At 57.8% G+C, this 23,037-nt stretch carries 22 protein-coding genes; 15 read left to right on the top strand and 7 right to left on the bottom strand.

Translation table 11 applies throughout. From position 1 onward, the window contains the following. Positions 1 to 17: 17 nt before the first annotated feature. Genes ACOTYN_RS19735 through ACOTYN_RS19720 form a run of 4 tightly spaced genes read right to left on the bottom strand, consistent with a single transcriptional unit; the run spans position 18 to position 4,971 of the window. Entirely contained in the window at positions 18 to 1,013 is a 996-nt protein-coding gene (locus ACOTYN_RS19735) for a fimbrial protein (RefSeq protein ID WP_071922904.1), read from the bottom strand. Beyond that, complete coding sequence (locus ACOTYN_RS19730; RefSeq protein WP_071922905.1) at positions 1,010 to 3,583, bottom strand: fimbria/pilus outer membrane usher protein; 2,574 nt, start codon at positions 3,581 to 3,583, stop codon at positions 1,010 to 1,012. Before ACOTYN_RS19730 ends, ACOTYN_RS19735 begins: the two co-directional genes overlap by 4 nt. Before the next feature lie 29 nt (positions 3,584 to 3,612). Beyond that, on the bottom strand, positions 3,613 to 4,350 hold the full coding sequence (locus ACOTYN_RS19725; RefSeq protein ID WP_014885177.1) for a fimbrial biogenesis chaperone: 738 nt from the start codon (positions 4,348 to 4,350) through the stop codon (positions 3,613 to 3,615). A gap of 54 nt (positions 4,351 to 4,404) precedes the next feature. Further along, the gene (locus ACOTYN_RS19720; protein WP_228371844.1) at positions 4,405 to 4,971 is read right to left on the bottom strand and encodes a fimbrial protein; all 567 of its coding nucleotides are present in this window, start codon (positions 4,969 to 4,971) and stop codon (positions 4,405 to 4,407) included. Positions 4,972 to 5,385: 414 nt separating this feature from the next. Between ACOTYN_RS19720 and speB the strand changes: the two genes are divergently transcribed. Further along, positions 5,386 to 6,306 (top strand): agmatinase, encoded by a 921-nt coding sequence (gene speB, locus ACOTYN_RS19715; protein WP_002434404.1) that lies wholly within the window; start codon positions 5,386 to 5,388, stop codon positions 6,304 to 6,306. A gap of 3 nt (positions 6,307 to 6,309) precedes the next feature. Here speB and ACOTYN_RS19710 read toward each other — a convergent pair whose 3' ends face one another. Next, a complete protein-coding gene (locus ACOTYN_RS19710; protein WP_071922907.1) occupies positions 6,310 to 7,521 on the bottom strand; it encodes an MFS transporter in 1,212 nt (403 codons plus the stop codon). Positions 7,522 to 7,936: 415 nt separating this feature from the next. On the opposite strand from ACOTYN_RS19710, the gene ACOTYN_RS19705 reads away from it, so the two are divergent. From ACOTYN_RS19705 to ACOTYN_RS19640, 14 genes are all read left to right on the top strand, one after another. Beyond that, positions 7,937 to 8,260 (top strand): Rieske (2Fe-2S) protein, encoded by a 324-nt coding sequence (locus tag ACOTYN_RS19705; protein WP_014885174.1) that lies wholly within the window; start codon positions 7,937 to 7,939, stop codon positions 8,258 to 8,260. Further along, positions 8,257 to 8,565 (top strand): recombinase-like helix-turn-helix domain-containing protein, encoded by a 309-nt coding sequence (locus ACOTYN_RS19700; RefSeq protein ID WP_014885173.1) that lies wholly within the window; start codon positions 8,257 to 8,259, stop codon positions 8,563 to 8,565. Before ACOTYN_RS19705 ends, ACOTYN_RS19700 begins: the two co-directional genes overlap by 4 nt. Before the next feature lie 10 nt (positions 8,566 to 8,575). Continuing rightward, positions 8,576 to 9,598, top strand: coding sequence for an aromatic ring-hydroxylating oxygenase subunit alpha (locus ACOTYN_RS19695; protein ID WP_014885172.1), 1,023 nt, complete (start codon positions 8,576 to 8,578; stop codon positions 9,596 to 9,598). Further along, positions 9,598 to 10,347 carry an SDR family oxidoreductase gene (locus ACOTYN_RS19690; RefSeq protein ID WP_014885171.1) on the top strand — a complete coding sequence of 250 codons (750 nt, stop codon included), beginning with the start codon at positions 9,598 to 9,600 and terminating at the stop codon, positions 10,345 to 10,347. The genes ACOTYN_RS19695 and ACOTYN_RS19690 overlap by 1 nt, the downstream gene beginning before the upstream one ends. 12 nt (positions 10,348 to 10,359) lie before the next feature. Beyond that, positions 10,360 to 11,148: an IclR family transcriptional regulator gene (locus ACOTYN_RS19685; RefSeq protein ID WP_014885170.1), complete on the top strand. Its 789-nt coding sequence runs from the start codon at positions 10,360 to 10,362 to the stop codon at positions 11,146 to 11,148. A 78-nt stretch (positions 11,149 to 11,226) separates the two neighbouring features. Beyond that, complete coding sequence (locus ACOTYN_RS19680) at positions 11,227 to 12,153, top strand: VOC family protein (protein ID WP_047344485.1); 927 nt, start codon at positions 11,227 to 11,229, stop codon at positions 12,151 to 12,153. After that, positions 12,150 to 13,337 (top strand): NAD(P)/FAD-dependent oxidoreductase, encoded by a 1,188-nt coding sequence (locus ACOTYN_RS19675; RefSeq protein WP_063434450.1) that lies wholly within the window; start codon positions 12,150 to 12,152, stop codon positions 13,335 to 13,337. Before ACOTYN_RS19680 ends, ACOTYN_RS19675 begins: the two co-directional genes overlap by 4 nt. Positions 13,338 to 13,362: 25 nt before the next feature. After that, positions 13,363 to 14,619, top strand: coding sequence for an MFS transporter (locus ACOTYN_RS19670; RefSeq protein WP_023338769.1), 1,257 nt, complete (start codon positions 13,363 to 13,365; stop codon positions 14,617 to 14,619). Between the two features lie 10 nt (positions 14,620 to 14,629). Further along, positions 14,630 to 15,160, top strand: coding sequence for a cupin domain-containing protein (locus tag ACOTYN_RS19665; RefSeq protein ID WP_014885166.1), 531 nt, complete (start codon positions 14,630 to 14,632; stop codon positions 15,158 to 15,160). A gap of 9 nt (positions 15,161 to 15,169) precedes the next feature. After that, the gene (locus ACOTYN_RS19660; protein WP_023337743.1) at positions 15,170 to 15,940 is read left to right on the top strand and encodes an alpha/beta fold hydrolase; all 771 of its coding nucleotides are present in this window, start codon (positions 15,170 to 15,172) and stop codon (positions 15,938 to 15,940) included. Then, positions 15,924 to 16,718: an SDR family oxidoreductase gene (locus ACOTYN_RS19655; protein ID WP_050862337.1), complete on the top strand. Its 795-nt coding sequence runs from the start codon at positions 15,924 to 15,926 to the stop codon at positions 16,716 to 16,718. Before ACOTYN_RS19660 ends, ACOTYN_RS19655 begins: the two co-directional genes overlap by 17 nt. A 9-nt stretch (positions 16,719 to 16,727) precedes the next feature. Then, positions 16,728 to 17,498, top strand: coding sequence for an aspartate dehydrogenase (locus ACOTYN_RS19650; RefSeq protein WP_023331260.1), 771 nt, complete (start codon positions 16,728 to 16,730; stop codon positions 17,496 to 17,498). Positions 17,499 to 17,507: 9 nt separating this feature from the next. Then, the gene (locus tag ACOTYN_RS19645; RefSeq protein WP_332958543.1) at positions 17,508 to 18,977 is read left to right on the top strand and encodes an aldehyde dehydrogenase; all 1,470 of its coding nucleotides are present in this window, start codon (positions 17,508 to 17,510) and stop codon (positions 18,975 to 18,977) included. A 13-nt stretch (positions 18,978 to 18,990) separates the two neighbouring features. Further along, complete coding sequence (locus tag ACOTYN_RS19640) at positions 18,991 to 20,631, top strand: thiamine pyrophosphate-binding protein (protein ID WP_071922911.1); 1,641 nt, start codon at positions 18,991 to 18,993, stop codon at positions 20,629 to 20,631. 112 nt (positions 20,632 to 20,743) lie between these two features. Here the strand turns inward: ACOTYN_RS19640 and ACOTYN_RS19635 are convergent, their stop codons facing one another. After that, positions 20,744 to 22,012 (bottom strand): OprD family outer membrane porin, encoded by a 1,269-nt coding sequence (locus ACOTYN_RS19635; protein ID WP_023331257.1) that lies wholly within the window; start codon positions 22,010 to 22,012, stop codon positions 20,744 to 20,746. A gap of 210 nt (positions 22,013 to 22,222) precedes the next feature. Continuing rightward, positions 22,223 to 22,981: a M48 family metallopeptidase gene (locus ACOTYN_RS19630; RefSeq protein WP_023331256.1), complete on the bottom strand. Its 759-nt coding sequence runs from the start codon at positions 22,979 to 22,981 to the stop codon at positions 22,223 to 22,225. Positions 22,982 to 23,037: the final 56 nt, after the last annotated feature.

The raw sequence follows: 23,037 nt of genomic DNA, 5'->3' as shown, positions 1-23,037 counted from the left end.
CACTCTCTCCCTGAGCGTTATTTAATGACAACGGTGTATTGAACGGCGCCGACAACTTTGCCGGGGGTGAGGGCCGTCTTACGATCGACCCCGCCGCCAACATAGATTTGTGCCTGATAGTTTTTGGTGAGCGTGGAGGCGGTATAGACCTTCTCCTTACCCAGCGTGATCGCGGTTGAGTTCTTCTCAAAAAGGCGAATACTAAAATTGCTTGCATAGCCATCGCCGCTTTCAACGCCGATCACACCGGTCAACGCGCCTAAAGGGGTGTTAATTAAGGAGTTGAAGGTGATGCCAATTTGTTCCGTAGAAGGGCAGCCCACGGTGATACTGAAGTCTTTTTTAACGCCCTGAAAAGTATCGTCGTTTTGAAAATCGGCGATGTTATAGGTGCCTAAATCGACGTTCGTCGCTGAGGGGGAAATGGAGCACGAGGCGGTAACCACCTTAATGGCAACACCAAAGTTGATGGCCATAATCGGCAGTTTTTCGCTTTCATCGGCGGACGGGATCACCATTGCTTCGGCCACCTTACCCGCTGGAATAAAGTATTCCCCTTCAGGCATCGAACCGGTCTGGACCATTTCCACCAGAACCGTACTGTTTTTCACCCCACAACCGGTGGAGCACGTGGTCGGCGAACCCGAGTTACCCGGCAGCCATGAAGATTCGGTCTGCGTGGGCCACCGCATGCGAATGCCTATCCCCGGGATTTCGGTGTTATAGACATGATCAATCTGCGACCGGATATAGCTTCGCGAATAGCTTGAATGCCATGAAGATTGGGTGGACGCGTCGCAGGTGTAGCTGACGTCCGGCACCTGATAGGTTTTGCTCCATAAAACCTTGCCGACTTCACGCTGCTTTATGACGTTAAGCGTGATGTCGTCCATGATATTCAGCGTCGCCAACGGGGACGTGAGGGTGCACAACGCCGCATAGGCGTTGTTGCACGTTAAAGAGATAAACGCCGTGGATAAAAGAATCAGCGCAGCCGTAAAAATCCGTTTCATGGTGTTGCCCCGTTATTGATGCAGGTAATTTCAATAGCCTTAAACGCTTCTTCCTCGGTTGGTCGGTCCTCAGTGCCTTGCTTCACATAACGCGCACCGCACTGCGCGGGCTTTTTATTTTTCTTCCACTGGAGGGTAAAGACGTTTTGGCCTTCCTTAAGCGCCACCATCGCCACGCCGTTTTGCCCGACCATGCCGATCGCGTTGTGCGATTCGTCCAGTACCGACGCACCAAATGGGATCACTTCGCCGGAAGGCAGCATAAAGCGCACAAAGCTCTGGCGATTGGCCTGGGTGTCCATTTTGATCAGCACTGCCGCGCCGGAGGTTGGCACGATGGTTCGGCGGGTGTCGTCGACCTCGACGGTATACGCGGTGCCTTTCGGGTCGGCGTACACCTCGTTGTACTTGTAAGGCACCAGATACCCGACAATGCCGTAGCCGTTGTCTTTGATGACGGCCTGGGAATCCGGGTAGATGCGAGAGCCTTCTGCGCCTTTTGCTTCCACGATGCCAATGGTGTCTGCGAGGGTCGGCACAAAGTTGATGCCACCTTCATGCACCACCACGCCGCCGTTCAGGTTGACCCCTCCCATAAAGGAGTCTCGGGACTGGCTGTAGGTCATCCCGCCCGAGGCGCTCTCGCCCGTGTAGGAGAGGTTCATGCCGAAGTTAGTTTCCGGCGTGTTGGACTGGCTGAAATAGCCGCCAAAGCCAAACTGTGAGCGTTCCCCGGCGGAGCCGTTCAGCGAGGTACGGAAGTTGGCTTCTTCGCTGTTATAGCTAAAGTTGGCCCCCAGGCGAGCCTGCTTCTCGTAGTGGTGGCCAAGCGGCATGCTCACGTTCAGGTAGAGCGTATCTTCGTGGTCGCCATCGTCGTTATTGGTGCGGCCAAGGGAGATCCCCCAGGTCGTGATGCCAAACTGGTTGTTGTAGCCCAGCACGAAGTTCGACTTTTCATTCCGGCCCTGCTCGTTATTCCAGACGTTGCCCACAAACCCGCTGACGTAGAAGCTTCCCCAACCGGCGGGAAGCGTCTGGTTGATGTTGGCTTCCAGTCGCTCGCGATAGCGTTCCGGGAGAAAGTCTTCTTCATCGGCTTCAATCGAGCGCTTCAGGCTGACCGCGTCGCTCAGGGAGTAGAAATTCGCGCTGGAGTAGCGATAGCCAATCAGGCTGAAGTTCGTCCCGGTTGTCGGGAGGGTCTTCGCCAGGCTAATGCGCAGGCTCATATTGCAGAACGTGCCGCAGCCTGCGGTGTCCGGCTGCCCCTCGAAGCGGGTGAAAGAGCGCGTCACGTCTACGCCTAATGCGCCCAGACGGGTGTTAATCGCAAAACCGGTCATCAGCGCCGCATAATCACCTTCGAACGCGCTCTGTCCGCCAACGTAGCCGGTAAAGTTATTGAATAAGCCGTACTGAAACGTGCCCTCAACCGCTTTCGGATCCTCTTTCAGCCAGGTATCGCGGATTTCACCCGCAGCCACAGAGTAGCGGGAGTAACCTTCGCGCAGCAGCTGCGGCACGCTTGAGTAGGGGACCACGAAGTAGGACTCTTTGCCGTTTGTCTCTTTAACGGTGACCTCAAGATCGCCGTTATAGCCTGTCGCATAGAGATCGCTGATGGCGAACTCCCCAGGCGGCACCACTTTTTCATACAGGGTGTTGCCAGCCTGCTTGATGGTCACCGTGGCGTTGCTGTTGGCGATGCCGCGCACCACCGGGGCATAGTTGCGTACCGAGTCGGGAAGCATGCGATCGTCCGTGGCGAGACGAACGCCACGCAGGGCGGTAGTGTCAAAAAAATCACCGGTGGTGTTCAGATCGCCCAGCACAATCTGCGATTGCAGCGGCGCAATCGCCCGCTCTGCATAGGCCTGGATATGCTGTACGCCGGTATTTTCAGTGTCGCTGCCGGAGCTCAGGCTGTCGTAGGTCGTAAAACGCCATGCCCCCAGTGCGAGGGTGTTGTGCAAATTGCTGTAGAGATAGGTCGCGTTGTCCTGAGCGGGGCGATAACGTGAACTGGTGGCGCTAAGGGTATAGGAGGACATCAGCGCCGGTACGCCGTTATCCCATAGCTCCGGGCTTACGTAACCCGCAGGCGTATTCAGCAGCACTGCCTGAGGAATCGTGACATCCAGCTGTTCTTCTACCGCATTATAATTAACCGTCGCGCCTTTAATCAGCTCAGGGAGAATAATGCAGGTATTCTGCTTCCAGTCGGGGGGAAGTTTTGATGTGTCGACGTCAAAGCGGACGACCATTTCGGGCGTCATGCAGGCGTTGAATCCCTGCTCATTATTTGCAGCCACAAAGGTAACGGTCCAGGTATTAACCGGCTTGAGGTTGCTGTAAACCTCAAGCGTATATTTCCCCGGCAGTATTTTTTCAACGCCGTCAAATTGTGTCAGATCGATTCCGCTATCGTAATACTTCATAAACCCACGAGAAAATGTCATCGGCTTACTGGTATCACTGGCATATACTGCGAGTGGCGCAATGGTCACCGAAATGACAAAGCCACTAATCACCCGCAAAATGTTAGTTTTCTTGTAAAACATCGACATATCACCGTCCTGGTCAATATGATTACTAATCAGAAGTTATACGTGCGCTTAATATAGGCACCCAGATCGGTAATATAATTGTATTGGAATGTCCCTTTCCCCTGCACGGCGTTAACCTGCGGGAAGTGATATACCAGCGTGCTATATGGCGCGATCATCTCGCCATCAATCATGACATCTTTACCCTGAGCATCTCTGAGCCAGACATTTGTCATGCTTACATGGAAAGGCGAATTATTTGTTCCAACGACGTCATAACCGTTGGCTGCTTTTTTCAATTGCCAGGTTAATTCATCCGCCGCTTTCATCGGATTACCTTTCAGACCAACCGGGCGATAGAAAAATTTAATCAGCGTTCTGAACGCCATCTTTAGCTGATTTTTATCTACGTCTTCCGCCATTTCAGGCGGAATATCCAGGACATTGAGCCACAGAACCGTTTCACGATCTTTTGGATATTTCGCGGCGGCGCCTTCCGTCTGGAATATGCGGAAAACTTTCCCCTTTTGGCCGTTAATTCTGGCCGCCGGTGGGGTGATAAAGAAAGGCAAATCTTCTTTGGCGATGCCGTCACTCTTATCGGTGCTGGAAAGCCACACCTGAACCAGTTCAGGCGCTTTGCTGACGTTATTAATACGAATCGTTTGTTCTTTCTCCCCGGCGTTGAATGCCACGCGGGTCGTCATAATTTGAATCGTTGCACTGGCCGCAAAGGAAAAGGCCAGCGTCATCATGAATACAGAAGATATAACAAGTTTTTTTAACATCTGGCCTAATCCTTTAGGTGATACTTTTAGCGGATAAACCCGCGGTGCGCGCGATTACTGATATTTAATGGAGTACACAACGTCGGTTGAGACTTGACCGGCAGTAGATGCACCACCCGTCGCCACATATTGTGCCCAGTAATCAAAGCGAGCCGTATTACCGGCAACCGTAACGGTTTTAGCGCTATCGTTTGCAGTATTCAGGTTCAGTTTTGCTTTTGAAGAATCCAGTAAACCAACCTGAACTTTCTCCGCTCCGCCTGACGCTTTAGCCACGGTATTTTTCAGGTTACCGGTGGTGGCATCGATATTGGTGCTTTGCGCCAGTTCGAAGAATACGCTGGCAACTTTGCCATTGGTGCAGTTTGCGCCGCTTAACGTAATGTGGAATGGGGTATCGCCCGCGCGCTGTCCATCCGTTGCAAGCGCGGTTGTACTAATAGAAGGTAAATGAACGGTAAAGTCTGGGCTTTCAGATTCGCCCTGTGCGTCACCGCCGGTAATAGTACAGGTTGCGTCGCTAATAGTACCTTCAAAAGTAATCGTGCCATCTTCTGCTGCCGCGGCGGTACCGATGGTTGAAAGAACGGCCAGGATTGCCAGCTTAGATAACTTATTCATAAAAATATCCATATCATTTCATTGGGGGGGGGGCTATTGTATAGAGGTCATCTCCTCCACCGCTATCGTCCCAGCCTAAATATATTCCTAGTTTTAAAATGGTATATTTATTAAATTTATGAATTAAGTTTTGCTTCAAACTTTTAAACGCAACTAATGCGAAGAAATGGGGGGGGTAAGATAATATCAATTCTAAAAATGAATTTTATCGGTATGGTGAATAATTAGGAGCCGTAAAAGTCTGGCAACACAATTGATTTATGTTTTGAAAAGTGAGCTTGAATCTTCACGTTCCAGAGGCTAGCATTAGGCAAAAGCAGTAAGGACATCAATCCCTTCCTCGTCGGGTTTAACGACGCGGAGGGGATTTTTTTTCATCTGTATCTAATGCAACGACTTTTAAGAGGTCAGGACATGAGCACTTTAGGTCATCAGTACGACAACTCTCTGGTATCTAACGCGTTTGGTTTTTTACGCCTTCCGATGAACTTCCAGCCCTACGACAGCGATGCTGACTGGGTGATTACCGGTGTGCCGTTCGATATGGCAACCTCGGGTCGTGCCGGTGGACGTCATGGCCCGGCGGCGATCCGTCAGGTTTCCACCAACCTGGCCTGGGAGCACAACCGCTTCCCGTGGAACTTCGACATGCGCGAGCGCCTGAACGTGGTTGACTGCGGTGACCTCGTGTATGCCTTCGGCGACGCGCGTGAGATGAGCGAAAAGCTGCAGGCCCACGCCGAGAAACTGTTGGCTGCCGGTAAGCGTATGCTCTCCTTCGGTGGCGACCACTTTGTGACTCTGCCACTGCTGCGCGCCCACGCGAAACACTTTGGCAAAATGGCGCTGGTCCATTTCGATGCGCATACCGACACCTACGCGAACGGCTGCGAGTTTGACCACGGAACTATGTTCTACACTGCACCGAACGAAGGCCTAATCGATCCGAACCACTCCGTGCAGATCGGTATTCGTACGGAGTTCGACAAAGACAACGGCTTCACCGTGCTGGATGCTTGCCAGGTGAACGATCGCGGCGTGGATGACATCATCGCGCAGGTGAAGCAGATTGTCGGCGATATGCCAGTCTACCTGACCTTCGACATCGACTGCCTGGATCCTGCCTTTGCGCCAGGCACCGGTACGCCGGTGATCGGTGGCCTGACGTCCGACCGCGCCATCAAGCTGGTGCGCGGCTTGAAGGATCTGAACATCGTCGGGATGGACGTGGTGGAAGTGGCGCCAGCCTATGACCAGTCCGAAATCACAGCCCTGGCGGCAGCGACCCTGGCACTGGAAATGCTCTACATTCAGGCGGCGAAAAAAGGCGAATAAGCCTTAGGCGCTGATTGCTGCTGCGCGACGCATGCGCAGCAGCAACATTCCTCCGGCCAGAAGGGTGATCGCCTGCGACACGACCAGGACCGAAAAGCCAGAGCTGACCGACCCGACCGATTTCATCACCACCCCCATCAGTAGCGGAATAAACGCCGCACAGATATTCCCTATGCCATTAATGATCCCATACGCGCTACCCACCGCTTCCCGCGCGGCATGATGTTGGATCACCGCAGGGATCGCAGCTCCCTGAAGTCCCCAGAAAGCATTGGCGGACAACATAAACATCCCCAACCAGACAGGCTGATGGCTGAGCATCAGCGCGACCACGGACAGCGCCGTTAACGCGCCTCCCACCACAAACAGCACCGGTGCCTGTTCCGGGCGCATTTTGTCGAGCAGCACGCCGCCCAAAAATTTCGACCCCAGGCTCAGCAGGAAGGGAATGGCTGCAAGCAGGCCCGTAGCATGCAGTGAGAAGTGATGTTCATCGCGCAGCCATGCGGGCAGCCAGGCGCTGCTCCCCCAGAGATAGCTCAGCGTGGCGATTTCAACCAACAGGATCCAGCCCAGCAGCGGCGTTTGCCAGGCAAGGGTGAAGGTCTGCACCCATCCCGGCTTTTTCATCTTCCCCCGGCTCTGGGGCGCTGGCAGGAAGCGCCAGATTAACCCGCCACCCAGCACAAGATTCATGACGGCCAACGCGTAGAACGATCCCGCCCAGCCCAGATGCGCCATCAGCCAGGTGATCAGTGGAAAGCCCACCGCCAGCCCGAGCGAGACACCCAGCGCGGTCACCGCGTTGGGTTTGCCGATCTCTTCTGCGTTAAAGCGCTCGCTGATAAAGCGCGTTTTTAATGAAAAGAGCGGCCCCTCCGCAATCCCCAGAATCACGCGCGCAATGAGCATCCCCATCAGCGAGCCGAGCAAGGGCGAAATCGCACAGACCGCGGCCCAAATCGCAATGCTGCTTAATAATCCCTGCCGATAATGAAGTTTGCTTTCAATAACTGGCGTTAATAATAAAGCCGAAAAACCATAACCCAGCAGAAAGCAGCTCATGAGCATTCCTTGTAACATTCTGTTTTCATTTAACTGAAAATGTGCGGCAAATTCCGGGTGTAAAATCATTACCGAGATATTCACACGGTCGATGTAGGAAATAATGATGAGTAATAACAGTGCAATTGTACCTTGCCATCTTGCCGTCATGATGCCTGCCTTATGTCTGCGCGTGTGAATATTTTTTATCAGGGTGATTGTCACGGGTGTAAAATGGTTCACCTGTGAAACTCTTTGTTTATTAAGAATAAAGTAAAAATAAGTTTCACAGGTGAAACACGATGACGTGCCACCTTTTTATTTTTAATGAGCAAAAAGAAAAGAAGTCAATATCTGTTTTTTGAAATTTTAGACTATCGAAAAATCGTATTCTTTCACGCGGCAATAATGAAAATTTCATATCGCTGCATTTTTTCGTGATCCTTTGCACACTTAGTTAATTAATTACCTCTTGGTTAACAAATTCGTCACATTCGCGCTTGACGAAACATTCATCGCTTTTATATTGACCGTATTAAATAAGAAACAGAGTTTCATATATGAAACAAAAGCCTGGAGGATCGTGATGAGCTGGATAGGCGTATGTGACGCAGAACAAGTACAGGAAGATTTCCCTTTTAGCGGCAACGTCGACGGTAAAGAGATCGGCGTTTATTTGATTGACGGTGAATATTACGCGCTGGAAGACGTATGCCCGCACGCATATGCCTTGCTGAGCCAGGGCTTCGTCGAAGATGGCAAGGTGGAATGCCCGCTACACGAGGCGGTGTTCGACGTCAAAACCGGCCAGTGCCTGCATGGCCCCGGTGGTCGCAACCTTAACCGCTACCCGGTTCGGGTCTTTGAAAACCAAATCCAGATTACCTTCGTCGAGGAGAGCGTGGCATGAGCGACACCCTGAACTACAACCCGGCGCTGCCGGAAAGCCGCCAGTTTACTCCGCCTGCAGAAGGCGGTAACGGTGCCATTCATAAGCCAGGCGATTACCAGAACCTGATCTGGCAAACCCGCAGCCGCGAGCCGGAAAACTGGGAGATGAACCTGATCGCGACGCTGGAAGATCTCTTCGAGCAGGGCGTTGAAACCTTGCCGGAGCTGGTGAACGGGCTGAACGCGGTGCGCATGCACGACCAGCAGGGCGAGCCCTGGAGCGACGCCAGCTTCCAGGCATTCTTACAGGTTAACGGCTACTGAGGACAACGCGATGACGACTACCGTACAAAACTATCTGGATAAAGGTCTGCGCGGCCTCTGGTATCCGGTACTGGCGAGCTGGGAAGTGCAGTCCGCGCCGGTGGGGATTACCCGCCTGGGCGAGCAGATTGTGGTCTGGCGCAATAAAGACGGCCAGGTGCAGGCGCTGGAAGACCGCTGTCCGCACCGCGGCGCACGCCTGTCGATGGGCTGGAACCTTGGGGACCGTATTGCCTGCTGGTACCACGGCGTGGAAGTGGCGGGCAATGGCGAAGTGAAAGATGTGCCCGCCGTGGACAAATGCCCGCTGGTCGGCCAGCAGTGCGTGCGCAGCTATAACGTGCAGGAGGCGCACGGCGCCATTTTCCTGTGGTTCGGCGTCACTGCTGACCAGCAGCCGGACGAGCTGACTTTCCCGGATGAGCTCGCCGACACGGACAGTTTCAGCAACTTCCTCTGCACCGCCGCGTGGAAATGCAATTACCAGTACGCGCTGGAAAACGTCATGGACCCGATGCACGGCACCTATCTGCATTCGTCATCACATTCGATGGCGGAAGGGGATCGCAAGGCCGACATGGTGCTTCAGCCGACCAAAACCGGCTTCATCTTCGAGAAAAAGGGGCAGAGCGGCGTCAATTTCGACTGGGTGGAATTGGGCAACAGCGGCACCTGCTGGATGCGTCTCTCCATTCCGTATAAGAAGCGTTTCGGACCGGGCGGCCATTTCTTTATCGTCGGCATGGTGGTGCCGGAAGATAACGACAACTGCCGCGTTTTCTTCTGGCGCATTCGCCGCGTGCAGGGCTGGCAGCGCGATATGTGGCGCTTTATGTACCGCAATCGTCTGGAAAAACTGCACTGGGAAGTGCTGGAGCAGGACCGCGTGGTGCTGGAAAGCCTGGCGCCAAATGCCCGTGACCATGAATACCTCTACCAGCACGACGTCGGGCTCTCGCGCCTGCGCCGCATGATGCAAAAGGCCGCGAAAGAACAGCTGGCGATGCGCGAAGCGCAGCAGGGAGCCGCCTGATGAACGGACTGCTGAGCGGGAAGCGCATCGTCGTGACCGGCGCCGCGCGCGGGCTGGGTTACCACTTTGCCAGCGCCTGCGCTGCGCAAGGTGCCTGCGTGGTGATGTGCGACATCCTCAAAGGCGAGCTGGCCGAAAGCGCCCACCGTCTGAGCGAGCAAGGGTATGTAACCGAATCGCACGTTATCGATCTGGCCGATCCGCAGTCCATCGAGCAGGTATTCAGCGCCATTGGCAAACTGGGGCAGATTGACGGTCTGGTGAACAACGCGGCAATGGCGACCGGCGTGGGCGGTAAAAACATGCTGGATTACGATCCGGATCTCTGGGATCGGGTGATGAGCGTGAACGTCAAGGGCACCTGGCTGGTGACGCGTGCCGCCGTGCCGCTGCTGCGCGAAGGGGCGGGGATTGTGAACGTGGCGTCCGATACCGCGCTGTGGGGCGCGCCGCGCCTGATGGCCTACGTGGCCAGTAAGGGGGCGGTGATTGCGATGACCCGCTCAATGGCGCGCGAGCTGGGGGAAAAACGCATTCGAATCAACGCTATCGCGCCGGGGCTGACCCGCGTCGAGGCCACCGAATATGTGCCCGCCGAACGCCATCAGCTCTACGAAAATGGCCGCGCGTTAACGGGCGCGCAGCAGCCGGAGGATGTCACCGGCAGCGTGGTCTGGCTCTTAAGCGATCTGTCGCGGTTTATCACCGGGCAGTTGATCCCGGTCAACGGCGGTTTTGTCTTTAACTAAGGTATGGCGATTATGGCAAACGATCAGGAAGTGAAGTATCTGGTGCCGGGGCTTGAACGCGGTTTGCAGCTGCTGTTGGCCTTCGGCGAGCAGCATCGCGAGCTGACCTTTGCCGAGCTACACCGGCTGGTGGATATGCCGAAGGCCACTGCCTACCGCGTGGTGCAGACGCTGGAGTATATGGGTTTTCTGGAGCGCAATGCGCGCACCAATACCTTCTCGCTGGGCATGAACGTGCTGCGCCTGGGCTTTGAGTACATCGCCTCGCTGGATGTGGCGCAGGTAGGCCAGCCGGTGATCGAGCAGCTTCGCGATGTCAGCCAGTGCAGCAGCCATCTGGCGATCCGCGACGGACGCGACATTATTTACATTGCCCGCGTCAGCGCCGCCGGGTCGCGTATCAATCAGGTCAGCATTGGCACCCGTCTGCCGGTGCACTGTACCTCGCTTGGGCGCATGTTATTGACCGATATTTCCCGCGCCGATTTTGAACAGCTGTTCCCGCACGAGCGGCTGCCGGGCAACACGCCGGGGCAGCTTCATGACCGCGAAGCCCTGTGGCAGATGGTGCAGCAGGACAAAGCCCGCGGATATGTGATTGGCGAGTCTTTCTTCCGCCACGGCATCTCTTCCATCGTCTATCCGGTGTATGACCGAAGCCAGCGCGTGGCGGCGGTGGTCAGCATTCTGGTGCCGTCGGAGGAGATCCCGCAGACCGACCGCGAGCGGCTCCAGAACGAGGTTCGCCTCGCGGCAGATAAAATTTCTGGCTTCTTAGGGTACCTGTCACAGGCCAGTTAAATCAGTGAGTTAACGTCAGGCGCTTCAGTGCGTCGGGCATGTTTTACGCCCAATTTGGGCCAGATGAGGCAACGAACGATGAGTGTAACCGGAATTGAAAAGCTGGAATTTGGCGTGGAAGACCTGACGCACTGCGCCAAATTTATGCGTGATTTTGGCCTGACGGGCGATGCCAGCGGCCAGCGTTTTACCACCCTGAGCGGCGCACGCGTGGAGCTTAATCCGATCGACAGCCCCGACCTGCCGCCAGCCTTTGAAGCGGGCAACACCCTGCGCCGTATGACCTGGGCGGTGGCCACCCCGGTAGACCTCGATGCGCTGCGCCCGAAGCTTGCCGGGCAGCCTGGCTTTCGTGAAGTGGGCGACGCCCTGGAGTGCCGCGATCCGAACGGCATGACGCTGCGCGTGCAGGTCAGCCAGCAGACCGACGTGGAGCTGAACGTTGAGCCGATTAACCAGTGGGGAGACGCTCGCCGAATCGACACCCCCAGCCCGGTCTACGATCGCGCCCAGCCGATTAACGTCGGGCACGTGGTGTTTTTCGTTGAGGAGCTGGCCGCGGTGGAGACATTTTATCGCGAGGTGCTCGGCTTCCAGGTCTCTGACCGCTACATCAACCGCGCCGTATTCCTGCGCTGCGGCGTGCGCGGCGGCCATCACAACCTGTTCCTGCTGCAATTACCGAACCGCAAGCGTGGGCTAAACCACGTTGCGTTTACGGTGCGCGACATCCACGAGGTGATCGGCGGCGGGATTGCGATGAATAAAAACGCCTGGAGCACGTTTATTGGGCCGGGCCGTCATCCGGTGTCGTCGGCCTATTTCTGGTACGTCAACAGCCCGACCGGCGGCGCGTTTGAGTATTACACCAATGATGATTACCTGACCGAAAACTGGCAACCGCGCGAGCTGGAGCATTCGCTGGTCTCCTTCACCGAATGGGCGGTGGAAGGCGGCATCGACCACGACACGCGCCGTCAGCAGAAAAAGCCGGAGGCGGTATGACGTCGCGCATTGTCATTATCGGCGGTGGTCAGGCGGGCGGCTGGGCGGCAAAAACCCTCCGCGACGAGGGCTTCGAGGGCGAGATTTGCGTGGTGGCGGAAGAAGCGTGGGATTTCTACGAACGTCCGCCGCTGTCGAAGGCGTCTCTGCTGGAGCCTGACGCGGCGCTCCCGCGGCTGTTTTCCGAAGAGGCACAGCAGGCGCTGGATCTGACCTGGTACCGCCCACTGCGTGCGGAGCAGATCGACCGTCAGACAAAAACGGTGCGTTTAAGCAACGGTACGCATCTTAGTTACAACATTCTTTTGATCGCCACCGGAGGGCGGGCGCGTCTGCCGGGCGAGGCGTGGGCGGCGCATCCGCAGGTCTATACCCTGCGCCACTGGCAGGATGCGCAGCGTCTGAAGGGGCGTCTGGCGCAGAGTAAAACCCTGGCGATTGTGGGCGGCGGCTGGATCGGCCTTGAGATTGCCGCCTCCGCGCGCAAAAACGGCGTGGCGGTCACGCTGTTCGAGCAGCAGCCCGCGCTGTGCATGCGGTCGGTGAGCGGAGAAGTATCGCAACGCTTAGCGGCCATCCATCGCGAACAGGGCGTCGACATCCGTACCGGCTGCGGCGCGCTGGAGCTGGAGGACGACAATGGCCTGCCGGTTATTCACTGTGATGGCCAGCGCGAAACCTTTGATGCGGTGGTGGTCGGGATCGGCGTCGATCTCAATCTGGAACTGGCGCGCGATGCGGGGCTTCATACCGGGCGCGGGATCGTGGTGGATGCTCAGGGGCGTACCTCGGATCCGTTCATCTTTGCGGCTGGCGATGTGGCTCAGCATCACCACTACGGCTTGTGCATTCAGTCGTGGGCATTTGCCCAGAATCAGGCGGTGGCGACGGCGAAAGCGATGCTCAACCCCGATGCGCCAGGCTACGACGACGCGCCATGGCTGTGGTCGGATCAATACCAGCACAATATTCAGATCCTCGGCATTCCGCATCCGGGCAGCAACACGATAGCGCGTGAAGATTCGCTCTTTTTCTCGCTGGATGAAAACGGACGACTGACGCAGCTGGTGGCGTTTAACGATGCGCGCACCGTCAAGCTGGCGAAACGCTGGATGGCGGCAGGGCGGGATTTATCGGACGTACCGCTCGCCGACCCGACTTTTTCACTGATGTCATTGCGATAGCTAACCCGCACCCGTAGGGGGAGAGATGACCACATTAGAGACCAACACCGCGCCCGTTGAGGCAGGCGGTGAGGGAACCCGCACGCCTGAAAAAGCAGTGCGCTGGGCTATCCCGCTGTCGCTGCTGGCCTGCGTGCTGCTGGCGTTTTTCGACAAAATCAGTATTGCGGCGCTGTTTTCTGACAGCCATTTCCAGCAGGCGATGGGGATCGATTTCGACACCACGCGCCTCGGCATTCTGATGAGCGCCTTTCTGCTGAGCTACGGTTTTTCGTCAGTCTTTCTCAGCGGGCTGGGGGATAAAATCGCGCCGCTGCGCCTGCTGACCGGGATGATGGCGATCTGGTGCGTGCTGATGGTGGCGATGGGCTTTACCCACAACTATACGCTGATGATCGTGCTGCGCATTCTGCTGGGGGTGGCGGAGGGGCCCCTGTTCCCGCTGGCCTTCGCCATTGTGCGTCACAACTTCCCGCAGCATCTGCAGGCGCGCGCCACCATGCTGTGGCTACTTGGCACGCCGGTGGGCGCGGCGATTGGTTTTCCGCTCTCCCTCTGGCTGCTGAACACCTTCGGCTGGCAGAGCACCTTCTTCGTGATGGCGATGCTTACCGTGCCGGTATTGATTTTCGTGCGCGTCGGTCTGCGTGGTATCCGCCTGGAGGCGAAACCTGGCACCACGCAGGCGTCTCAGGATGAGCGGCGTGCCGCGCGGCGCGAGCTGTTCGTCAGCCCGCACTTCTGGATCATCTGCATCTTTAACATCGCCTTCCTGACCTACCTGTGGGGCATCAATGGCTGGCTGCCGGGCTACCTGATCAAAGGCAAAGGCATTCACCTGGAGCATGCGGGCTGGCTGTCCTCGATGCCGTTCATCGCCATGCTGGCGGGCGAAGTGATTGGCGCGTGGCTCTCTGACCGGGTCGATAAGCGTGCGGCAGCCTGCTTTATTTCCATGGCGGGCGCGGCTGTCGGGCTGGCGGCGGTCATGCACCTCGACACCCCGCTGACCATCATCGCCGCGATGAGCTTCAGCACCTTTATGTGGGGCACTGGCGCACCCAACATTTTTGCCCTGCTGGCGAAGGCCACTCATCCACGGGTGAGCGCGACGGCGGGCGGCATTTTCAACGGGCTGGGAAACTTCGCGGGCGCACTGTCGCCAGCGGTGATGGGGGCGCTTATCGCCTTCACCCACAGCATGGATTCCGGGCTGATTTTTCTGGCGGTGATGGCGGCGGTGGGCTGCGTCCTGTTACTGCCGCTGCTGAGACGTTACTGAGGAGAGTGTCATGACTGATTCAACCGTAACCCATAAATCAGGCATCAAACCTGAGCACCTGACGATGGAAGAGTGGGTCGAGTCGCGCATCGCGCGCTTTGAAGGCCGTAAGTACGACTGGAACGCGCTGAAGTTCCAGGCCGACTATGACCCGAAATATCGCCGGGCGCAGATGCGCTACATCGGCACCGGTGCAACGGGCGTGGCGAACGACACCAACACCGTGCAGGCGGACCATTTCACCTTCTCCACCATGGTGCTGCCGTCGAAGTGTGAAGGGCCGCTGCACCTGCATGACGACGTGGAAGAGGTGTTCTTCATGCTTAAAGGGCAAATCACGCTGATGATCCAGGACGGCGAACACTACACCGAAACCGTGCTGCGCGAGCGTGACCTGATCTCCGTCCCGCCGGGTATCTATCGCGGCCTGTTTAACCACGGGGAAGAAGAGGCGCTGATGTGCGTCATGCTGGGGACCAACAAGCCGGAAATCCCGACCTATCCCGCCGATCATCCGCTTTCAAAAGTGAAGCGGAACTAAGGGGGCATGATGACGGGTTTTCGTGAACAGGGAAGCGGCATTCCGCTGATGCTGCTGCATGGGATCAGCTCGGGTGCTGCCTCCTGGCATAAGCAGATGGCGCTGAAGGGTTTTCGCGTGCTGGCGTGGGACATGCCCGGTTATGGCGAAAGCCCGATGCTGACCGTAGAACGGGCGAGTGCGGGAGATTACGCCGATGCACTGGCGGCAATGCTTGACCGCGCGGGCGTCTGGCAGGCGGTACTGGTCGGCCATTCTCTCGGGGCGCTGGTCGCCAGCGCCTTTGCGGCGAAGTTTCCCGACCGGGTGCGGCATCTGGTGCTGGCAGATGCCGCGCAGGGCTACGGTCAGGCCGCACCGGAGCAACGCGAGCAGGTCTGGCGCAGCCGCGAGCAGCAGATGGCGCTGGGCGGTGAAATCCTTGCCCAGACCCGCGCGGCGAAGCTGTTGCGCCCCGGCGCCCGCGGGGAAGATATCGCCACCGTCGCGTCGGGCATGCGCAAGCTGCGTCCTGAAGGCTACCTTGCCGCCGCGTGGATGCTGGCACACGACGATATTCACGGCTGGCTTAAACGTTACTCCGGCACGTTTGAGGTCTGGTGCGGCGAGCAGGATGCGATCACGCAGCCCGAGCTGGTGCAGGGGCTGGCACTGCGCTACGGCATGCCGTTTACCGCCATTCCCCAGGCCGGGCACGCCAGCTATCTCGATAACGCGGCGTTTTTTAACCAACAGCTTTTACGCATTAACGAAGAGGTGCGCGATGAATGCACAAATTGACGGGCGCGTAGCGGTAGTCACCGGCGGTTCTTCTGGCATTGGCTTTGAAACGCTGCGCCTGCTGCTGGGCGAGGGGACAAAAGTGGCTTTCTGCGGCCGAGACCCGGACCGGCTCGCCAGCGCCCACGCGACGCTGCAAAACGAATACCCCGACGGCGAGATTTTCTCCTACCGCTGCGACGTGCTAAACGCTGCCGAAGTTCAGGGCTTTGCGGATGCCGTTCAGGCCCGCTTTGGCGCAGCGGACATGCTGATCAACAACGCCGGGCAGGGCTATGTGGCGCATTTCAGCGATACCCCGCGCGAAGCGTGGCTGCACGAAGCCGAACTGAAATTGTTCGGTGTGATCAACCCGGTGCAGGCGTTTCAGCCTCTGCTGGAGCGGTCCGATATCGCCTCCATTACCTGCGTGAACTCCCTGCTGGCGCTGCAGCCGGAGGAGCACATGATCGCCACTTCTGCCGCCCGTGCTGCGCTGCTGAATATGACGCTGACGCTCTCAAAAGAGCTGGTGGGTAAAGGTATCCGCGTGAATTCCATTTTGCTCGGCATGGTGGAGTCCGGGCAGTGGCAGCGCCGCTTTGAGAGCCGGACGGACAAAAGTCAGAGCTGGCCGGAGTGGACGGCGGAGATCGCGCGTAAACGTGGCATCCCGATGGCGCGTCTCGGCAAGCCGCAGGAGCCCGCGCAGGCGCTGCTGTTCCTCGCCTCGCCGCTGGCGTCATTCACCACCGGCGCCGCGCTGGACGTTTCCGGCGGCTTCTGCCGCCACCTGTAAGGACACATTATGAAAAAGATCATGTTAATTGGTTTTGGCGCCATGGCGCAGGCGGTGATTGAGCGTTTACCCGCGGGCGTGGCTATTGGCTGGATCGTGGCGCGTGAATCTCATCATGCGGCGATTCACACACAGTTTGGTGATGCAGTGATGGCGCTCGGTACGCCGGTGGCGTGCGCTGACACGCCCGATCTGGTGCTGGAGTGCGCCAGCCAGCAGGCGGTGGCGCAGTACGGCGAGGACATATTGCGTCGCGGCTGGCATCTGGCGGTGATCTCCACCGGCGCGCTGGCGGACAGCGCGCTGGAGCAGCGTTTGCTCAGTGCTGGCGGCAAGCTGACGTTGCTCTCCGGCGCGGTTGCCGGTATCGACGGGCTTGCGGCGGCGAAAGAGGGCGGGCTGGAACGCGTGACCTATCAGTCGCGCAAAAGCCCGGCCAGCTGGCGCGGCAGTTATGCTGAGCAGCTTATCGACCTTAACGCGGTGTCTGAGGCGAGCGTTTTCTTTGAAGGCAGCGCCCGCGAGGCGGCGCGCCTGTTCCCGGCGAACGCCAACGTGGCGGCGACGGTGGCGCTCGGTGGCGTCGGGATGGACGAGACGCGCGTGCAGCTGATGGTCGACCCGGCAACGAAGCGTAATACCCACACGCTGCATGTCGAAGGCGTGTTCGGCGAGTTCCATCTTGAGCTGAGCGGATTGCCGCTGGCGTCTAACCCTAAAACCTCCACCCTTGCAGCACTGAGCGCGGTACGCGCCTGCCGCGAGCTGGCCCTGAGCTGAGGAGCGACGATGGACGATCTGAAGATTTTTATCGGCGGCCACTGGCGAGATGGTGGTGGCAATCCGATGCAGAGCCATTTCCCGGCAGACGGGTCGATCAATGCGACGCTGAATGCGGCAAGTCTCGACGATCTGAATGACGCAATCGAGGCCGGCGAGCGGGCGTGGCGCGATCCCGCGTGGCGCAGCAGCCTTCCGCACATGCGCGCGAGGATCCTGCATAAGGTCGCGGATCTGATTGAATTCCGCGTCGACGAACTGGCGAAAATGCAGAGCCGCGATAACGGCAAGCCGCTCGCGGAGGCGCGTGGGCTGGTGATGAGTGCGGCAGGGACGGCGCGCTACTTTGCCTCTGCCTGCGAGCTGCTGGAAGGGGAACTCCCGACGCCACGCCAGCCGGATCTGCTGACCCTGAGCCGCTATGAACCGCTCGGCGTGGTGGCTGCCATCACGCCATGGAACTCGCCGATTGCCAGCGAAATGCAAAAGGTTGCCCCGGCGATTGCCGCCGGAAATGCAGTGATCCTCAAACCTGCCGAGGCCACGCCGCTGATGGCGCTGGAGCTGGCGCGTATTTTTGAACAGGCCGGGCTGCCCGCCGGGCTGCTGAGCGTGCTACCCGGTAAAGGCTCGGTGATTGGCGATGCGCTGGCGCGTCACCCTAAGGTGCGCAAAATCTCCTTTACCGGTGGCACCACTACGGGCCGCCATCTTGCACACGTGGCGGCGGAAAAGCTGATCCCGGCATCGCTGGAGCTGGGCGGAAAATCACCGACCATCGTGCTGGAAGACGCAGACATCGAGCAGGCCGCGCGCGGCATCTGCTACGGCATTTTTAGCTCGGCAGGGCAGGCGTGCATTGCCGGTTCACGGCTGTTTATCCACGAGAGCATTTACGCGCCGCTGATGTCGCGGCTGCTTGAGCTCACGCGCGGGCTGCGCGTCGGACATCCGTTTACTGACGGTACCCATGTCGGGCCGCTGATTAACCCTAAACATCGTCAGAGCGTGCAGGATTACGTCGAGCTGGCGAAGCGCGAAGGGGGCCGCGTGCTGTGCGGCGGGGAGATCCCGGCCGATCCTGAGCTGGCAAACGGCAGTTTCTTCCTGCCCACCCTCATCGAAGGGCTGAGCAACAGCGCCCGCACGTGTCAGGAGGAGATCTTCGGCCCGGTACTGGTGGCGATGCCGTTTCGCGACGAGGCCACGCTTATCCGCGAGGCCAACGACTCGGTGTACGGCCTGGCGGCGGGGATCTGGACGCGCGATGCCGGGCGCGCGCTGCGACTGAGCGAACAGCTTGAGGCGGGCACGGTGTGGATCAACACCTACAAAGTCTTTGCGATTTCAACCCCGTTCGGGGGCTTTAAAGAGAGCGGTCTGGGCCGCGAAAAGGGCATTCAGGGGCTGAAAGCCTGGATGCAGCAAAAGAGCATTTATCTGGCGACGGGTAACAGCGTCAACCACTGGTGCGACTGAGAAAGGGTGAGCAATGAGCGAAATGATAACCGTCGGCGACGCCATCGCCAGAACGCTGGAGCAGTATCAGGTTGAGGCCATCTACGGCGTCATCTCCATTCACAACCTGCCGATCGCGGATGCGGTCGGGCAGCGCGGCAACATTCGCTTCGTGCCCGCGCGCGGCGAAGCGGGATCCGTGACCATGGCCGACGCCCACGGACGTTTTTCCGGTCTCGGCGTGGCGCTGACCAGCACCGGTGCGGGTGCCGGTAACGCGGTAGGCGCGCTGGTAGAAGCGATGAACGCCTGCACGCCGCTGCTGCATTTAACCGGACAGGTCGAAAAAGCCTGGCTGGATGCCGATACCGGATTTATCCATGAAACCCGCGACCAGCTGACCTTCCTGAAGGCCAGCTCCAAACGGGCGTACCGCATCAGCAACGCCAACCAGGCGATAGCTATCCTGCACAAAGCGATTCAGGACGCGCAGACGCCGCCGTGCGGGCCGGTCTCTGTTGAGATCCCGATTGATATTCAGAGTGCCAACATTCCGCTTTCGCTGGTGACCGCACCGGTGAAACCGACGTCTGTCGCCACCGTGGACCCCGCGATAGTTGACGCACTCTGGGCGCAGTTGAAGCAGGCAAAACAGCCGTTGCTGTGGCTGGGCGGCGGAGCGCTGAGATGCGCTGATGCGGTGAAAAAGCTGGCGGATGCAGGCATCACCGTCATCTCCAGCACCCACGCGCGCGGCGTGCTGCCGGACAGCCATCGCGGCAGCCTGCGGGCGTTTCACAACTCGCCATCCGTTGAAGCGCTCATCGCGCAGTGTGACTTTACGCTGGTCGCCGGTTCACGCCTGCGCAGCAACGAAACCCGCTCATGGACGCTGGCGCTGCCGTCTCCACGGGTACAGGTAGATATCGACCCGGCGGCGGCGAGCCGTAATTATCTGATGGATAACACGCTGATAGCCGATTGTTCCGCGTTGCTTAGCGCGCTGGCCGAAAACGTACAGGGGCGTGAGTGGGGCAACGCGCAGTGGGACGCGCTGGTTCAACAGGCGGTTGAGCAAGCCGGGCAGGGCCTGCGCGATCAGTGCGGCCCCTATGCGAGACTTAACGATGCCATCGAGAAAGCGCTTCCGCAGGACGGCCTGCTGGTGCGCGATATCACCGTGTCCGGCAGCCTGTGGGGCAGCCGCCTGTTCCGCGCCAACGGCCCGCTGATGAACATTCACTCGCTGGCCGGAGCCATTGGTATGGGGCTGCCGATGGCCATTGGCTCCGCGATAGCTAACCCGCAGCGCAAGGTTGTGGGGCTGGTGGGTGATGGTGGTCTGAGTCTGAACCTCGGCGAACTGGCGACGCTGGCCCAGGAGAAAGCCAACGTGACGCTGCTGATCATGAACGACGGGGGGTACGGCGTAATGCGTGGTATTCAGGATAAGTATTTCGGCGGGCGTCAGTATTACAACGAGCTGCATACGCCGGACTTCACTCTGCTGGCGCAGGCGATTGGCCTGCAGGCATGGAGCGTTGAGCGTGCCGAGGATTTTGATGCCGTTATGACAGAAGCGCTGGCGATGCCGGGACCGTCGGTAGTGGAAGTGCGGATGGGGCAGATTGGCGCCCTGAAGTTTGCCGGGCCGCCGCAGAAGACGCTGTATTGATATCGTGGATATCGCCCGGTGGCGCTGCGCTTACCGGGCCTACGGTTTCTCACTCAATAACAGCGAAAAACCGTAGGCCGGGTAAGACGAAGCCGCCACCCGGCTTTTTTCATCAGAACACGTTAAACGGGTATTCCACGTAAGCACGGATCTCATCCCCACCCACGTTGTAATCGCTGGCGTTGCTGGAGACACGCAGCACGGAATAGCGCAGCTTCAGCTTCAGATCTTTCGCCGGACCATCCTGCACCTGGTACTGGATCTGGTTGAACCACTCATGCTCTTTGCCGTTGCTGGTTTCAGAGGTTTTGATGTTATCGCCACGCACGTAGGCGGTGGTCCAGCTCAGGCCCGGCAGGCCGAGTCCGCCAAAGTCCAGACCGTACGATGCCTGCCATGAGCGTTCGTCTTCGCCGTTGAAATCAGACCAGTAGGAGTTAGCCAGCCAGATGGTGTTGCCGCCGTCACCCACACCGCCCTGGTCGCGGTAGCCACCGTAGTTGTAGCCGGTGCTGCCGCTGCTCTGCTGGTATGCCACCTTGAACGTGTGAATGTCCCAGATATAGCTCGCTGCCAGGCTCCAGATGGTGTTGCTGCGGCCCGTGTCGAGGCTGTCGGCGTAACCCTGCTCCAGACGCGAGTTATAGCCGTTAAAGTCGAGCACCAGCTGCTGCCCGGTGCTGAACGGTTGTTTGAAGTTCAGGCCCAGGTACTGCTTGTTCATTACCTCTTCATTATGCGAGGCATACACCGCACCGCTGAACTGCTCGTTAAACTGGTAGCTCGCGCCACCGAAGGTCAGGCTCTTCAGGCCGCTGTCGTGGCGGTCATCACTTTTGCGCTGCTCGTCGGTGAAGTAACCGGCGTTGACTTCCAGACCGTCGATCTCTTTTGAGGTCAGCAGGGTGCCGGTGTAGCTTTCAAACAGCAGGCGGGAGTTGTCGGCATTCACGATCGGCAGCTCAGGACGCTGACTACCGTAGCTCAGCACGGTATTTGAGATACGCATTTTGGCGGTTGCGCCAAATTTCGCTAAATCGGATTTTGCCCGGCCATCCTCTTCCTGTTTAAAGAAGTCGATACCGCCCGCACCGCTTTTTCCACGGCCACCGTCCAGACGAACGCCATACTGTGCAATGCCGTCTACACCAAAGCCCACCAGCCCTTCGGTATAACCGGATGTGAAGGTGGCAATAATACCCTGGCCCCATTCGGCTTTATCCTGCTGGCCCTGATGATAGTCGCGACTGATATACGCATTGCGTAAAAACAGGTCCAGATGGCTGTCGTCAATAAAACCCTGACTGTCGGATTGCTGGCTTGCAGCGGCGGGTAATGCGGCGAATAAACCTAAAGCAATTAACGATAATTCTTTTTTCACGGAGGGAACGTCTCTGTCTTAATATATTAAAATGAATTACTGCAGGTCGGATAATTACCCGAATGGTTAATGATTGCAATAATTATGTGTCCAGACGTTTCTGCGCTAAAAGCCGGATATGGAGAGGGTTTTGCGGGAGTTACCGATACGTGCGATTAAGTTGGCAATTCATGCGAAATAAAAAGGAGGCAAATTTGCCTCCTTCCAGAATTATTTAATTCCATCTGCGGCCATACGGTCGCGAATATGTTGTGCACGTTCTTCTGAGGCCGGGTGATCGTCAAACATGGAGCTCTGGCGTCCCGCTTCCAGCTTCGCCAGTTTTTCGAAGCTGGTGGCTAAACCTGACGGATTAATCCCGCGTTTGCGCAACAGATCGTAAGAGTAGTCATCCGCTTCGGACTCCTGGCGCTGGGAGAACTGGGAATTGACCAGCTTTTCTCCGACATCGCCGAGCTGTGACTGAGACAGGCTGCCCACGATACCGCCCGCAGAGGCAGCCGCCGCACGGATGGCGTTGGTGCCTAAGGCAACCTGCATCCCTTTTTTCACGTGGCCGAGCGCAACGTGACCCATTTCATGGCCGATAACCGCTTCCACTTCGTTGTCGGTCATCATATCCATCAGCCCGCTATAGACGCGGATGCAGCCGTTTGCCATCGCGAAGGCGTTGACGTCTTTAGCCATGTAAACCTTATAGTTCACCGGCTGACCGTTGATGTTATCGCCGAGCGCGGAAGCAATCTTATTCAGACGCTGTGTGTAGGTACTGTTAGCCGGCGCAATCGTGGCTTTTCCGTCCATATCTTTACAGGCCTGATCGCTCAGCGCTTTAACCTGCGCATCGCTCAGGGAGTAGGCCTGAAAGGCTTCTGCACCTGACGTCATCAGACCGTTAGAATCCATATTCTGACAGCCGCTCAGCATGAGCGTTGTACCCAGGGCCAGCACTATTGCACGCATTTTCATGAAGTTGCTTCCGTACTTGTTAATCTCAATAAAATCCGAAAAGTGCACCCGCAACG

Origin of the sequence: Enterobacter cloacae complex sp. IR5458 (assembly GCF_049238025.1) — a bacterium.
Taxonomy (GTDB): Bacteria; Pseudomonadota; Gammaproteobacteria; order Enterobacterales; family Enterobacteriaceae; genus Enterobacter; species Enterobacter kobei.
The sequence above is the reverse complement of the archived record's forward strand: the minus strand, read 5'-3'. Positions and strand labels throughout refer to the sequence as shown.

Excerpts from the sequence above, each read along its gene's own strand:
- ACOTYN_RS19735 (WP_071922904.1), bottom strand. The coding sequence starts at position 1,013 with ATGAAACGGATTTTTACGGCTGCGCTGATTCTTTTATCCACGGCGTTT.
- ACOTYN_RS19730 (WP_071922905.1), bottom strand. The coding sequence starts at position 3,583 with ATGTCGATGTTTTACAAGAAAACTAACATTTTGCGGGTGATTAGTGGC.
- ACOTYN_RS19725 (WP_014885177.1), bottom strand. The coding sequence starts at position 4,350 with ATGTTAAAAAAACTTGTTATATCTTCTGTATTCATGATGACGCTGGCC.
- ACOTYN_RS19720 (WP_228371844.1), bottom strand. The coding sequence starts at position 4,971 with ATGAATAAGTTATCTAAGCTGGCAATCCTGGCCGTTCTTTCAACCATC.
- speB (WP_002434404.1), top strand. The coding sequence starts at position 5,386 with ATGAGCACTTTAGGTCATCAGTACGACAACTCTCTGGTATCTAACGCG.
- ACOTYN_RS19710 (WP_071922907.1), bottom strand. The coding sequence starts at position 7,521 with ATGACGGCAAGATGGCAAGGTACAATTGCACTGTTATTACTCATCATT.
- ACOTYN_RS19705 (WP_014885174.1), top strand. The coding sequence starts at position 7,937 with ATGAGCTGGATAGGCGTATGTGACGCAGAACAAGTACAGGAAGATTTC.
- ACOTYN_RS19700 (WP_014885173.1), top strand. The coding sequence starts at position 8,257 with ATGAGCGACACCCTGAACTACAACCCGGCGCTGCCGGAAAGCCGCCAG.
- ACOTYN_RS19695 (WP_014885172.1), top strand. The coding sequence starts at position 8,576 with ATGACGACTACCGTACAAAACTATCTGGATAAAGGTCTGCGCGGCCTC.
- ACOTYN_RS19690 (WP_014885171.1), top strand. The coding sequence starts at position 9,598 with ATGAACGGACTGCTGAGCGGGAAGCGCATCGTCGTGACCGGCGCCGCG.
- ACOTYN_RS19685 (WP_014885170.1), top strand. The coding sequence starts at position 10,360 with ATGGCAAACGATCAGGAAGTGAAGTATCTGGTGCCGGGGCTTGAACGC.
- ACOTYN_RS19680 (WP_047344485.1), top strand. The coding sequence starts at position 11,227 with ATGAGTGTAACCGGAATTGAAAAGCTGGAATTTGGCGTGGAAGACCTG.
- ACOTYN_RS19675 (WP_063434450.1), top strand. The coding sequence starts at position 12,150 with ATGACGTCGCGCATTGTCATTATCGGCGGTGGTCAGGCGGGCGGCTGG.
- ACOTYN_RS19670 (WP_023338769.1), top strand. The coding sequence starts at position 13,363 with ATGACCACATTAGAGACCAACACCGCGCCCGTTGAGGCAGGCGGTGAG.
- ACOTYN_RS19665 (WP_014885166.1), top strand. The coding sequence starts at position 14,630 with ATGACTGATTCAACCGTAACCCATAAATCAGGCATCAAACCTGAGCAC.
- ACOTYN_RS19660 (WP_023337743.1), top strand. The coding sequence starts at position 15,170 with ATGACGGGTTTTCGTGAACAGGGAAGCGGCATTCCGCTGATGCTGCTG.
- ACOTYN_RS19655 (WP_050862337.1), top strand. The coding sequence starts at position 15,924 with ATGAATGCACAAATTGACGGGCGCGTAGCGGTAGTCACCGGCGGTTCT.
- ACOTYN_RS19650 (WP_023331260.1), top strand. The coding sequence starts at position 16,728 with ATGAAAAAGATCATGTTAATTGGTTTTGGCGCCATGGCGCAGGCGGTG.
- ACOTYN_RS19645 (WP_332958543.1), top strand. The coding sequence starts at position 17,508 with ATGGACGATCTGAAGATTTTTATCGGCGGCCACTGGCGAGATGGTGGT.
- ACOTYN_RS19640 (WP_071922911.1), top strand. The coding sequence starts at position 18,991 with ATGAGCGAAATGATAACCGTCGGCGACGCCATCGCCAGAACGCTGGAG.
- ACOTYN_RS19630 (WP_023331256.1), bottom strand. The coding sequence starts at position 22,981 with ATGAAAATGCGTGCAATAGTGCTGGCCCTGGGTACAACGCTCATGCTG.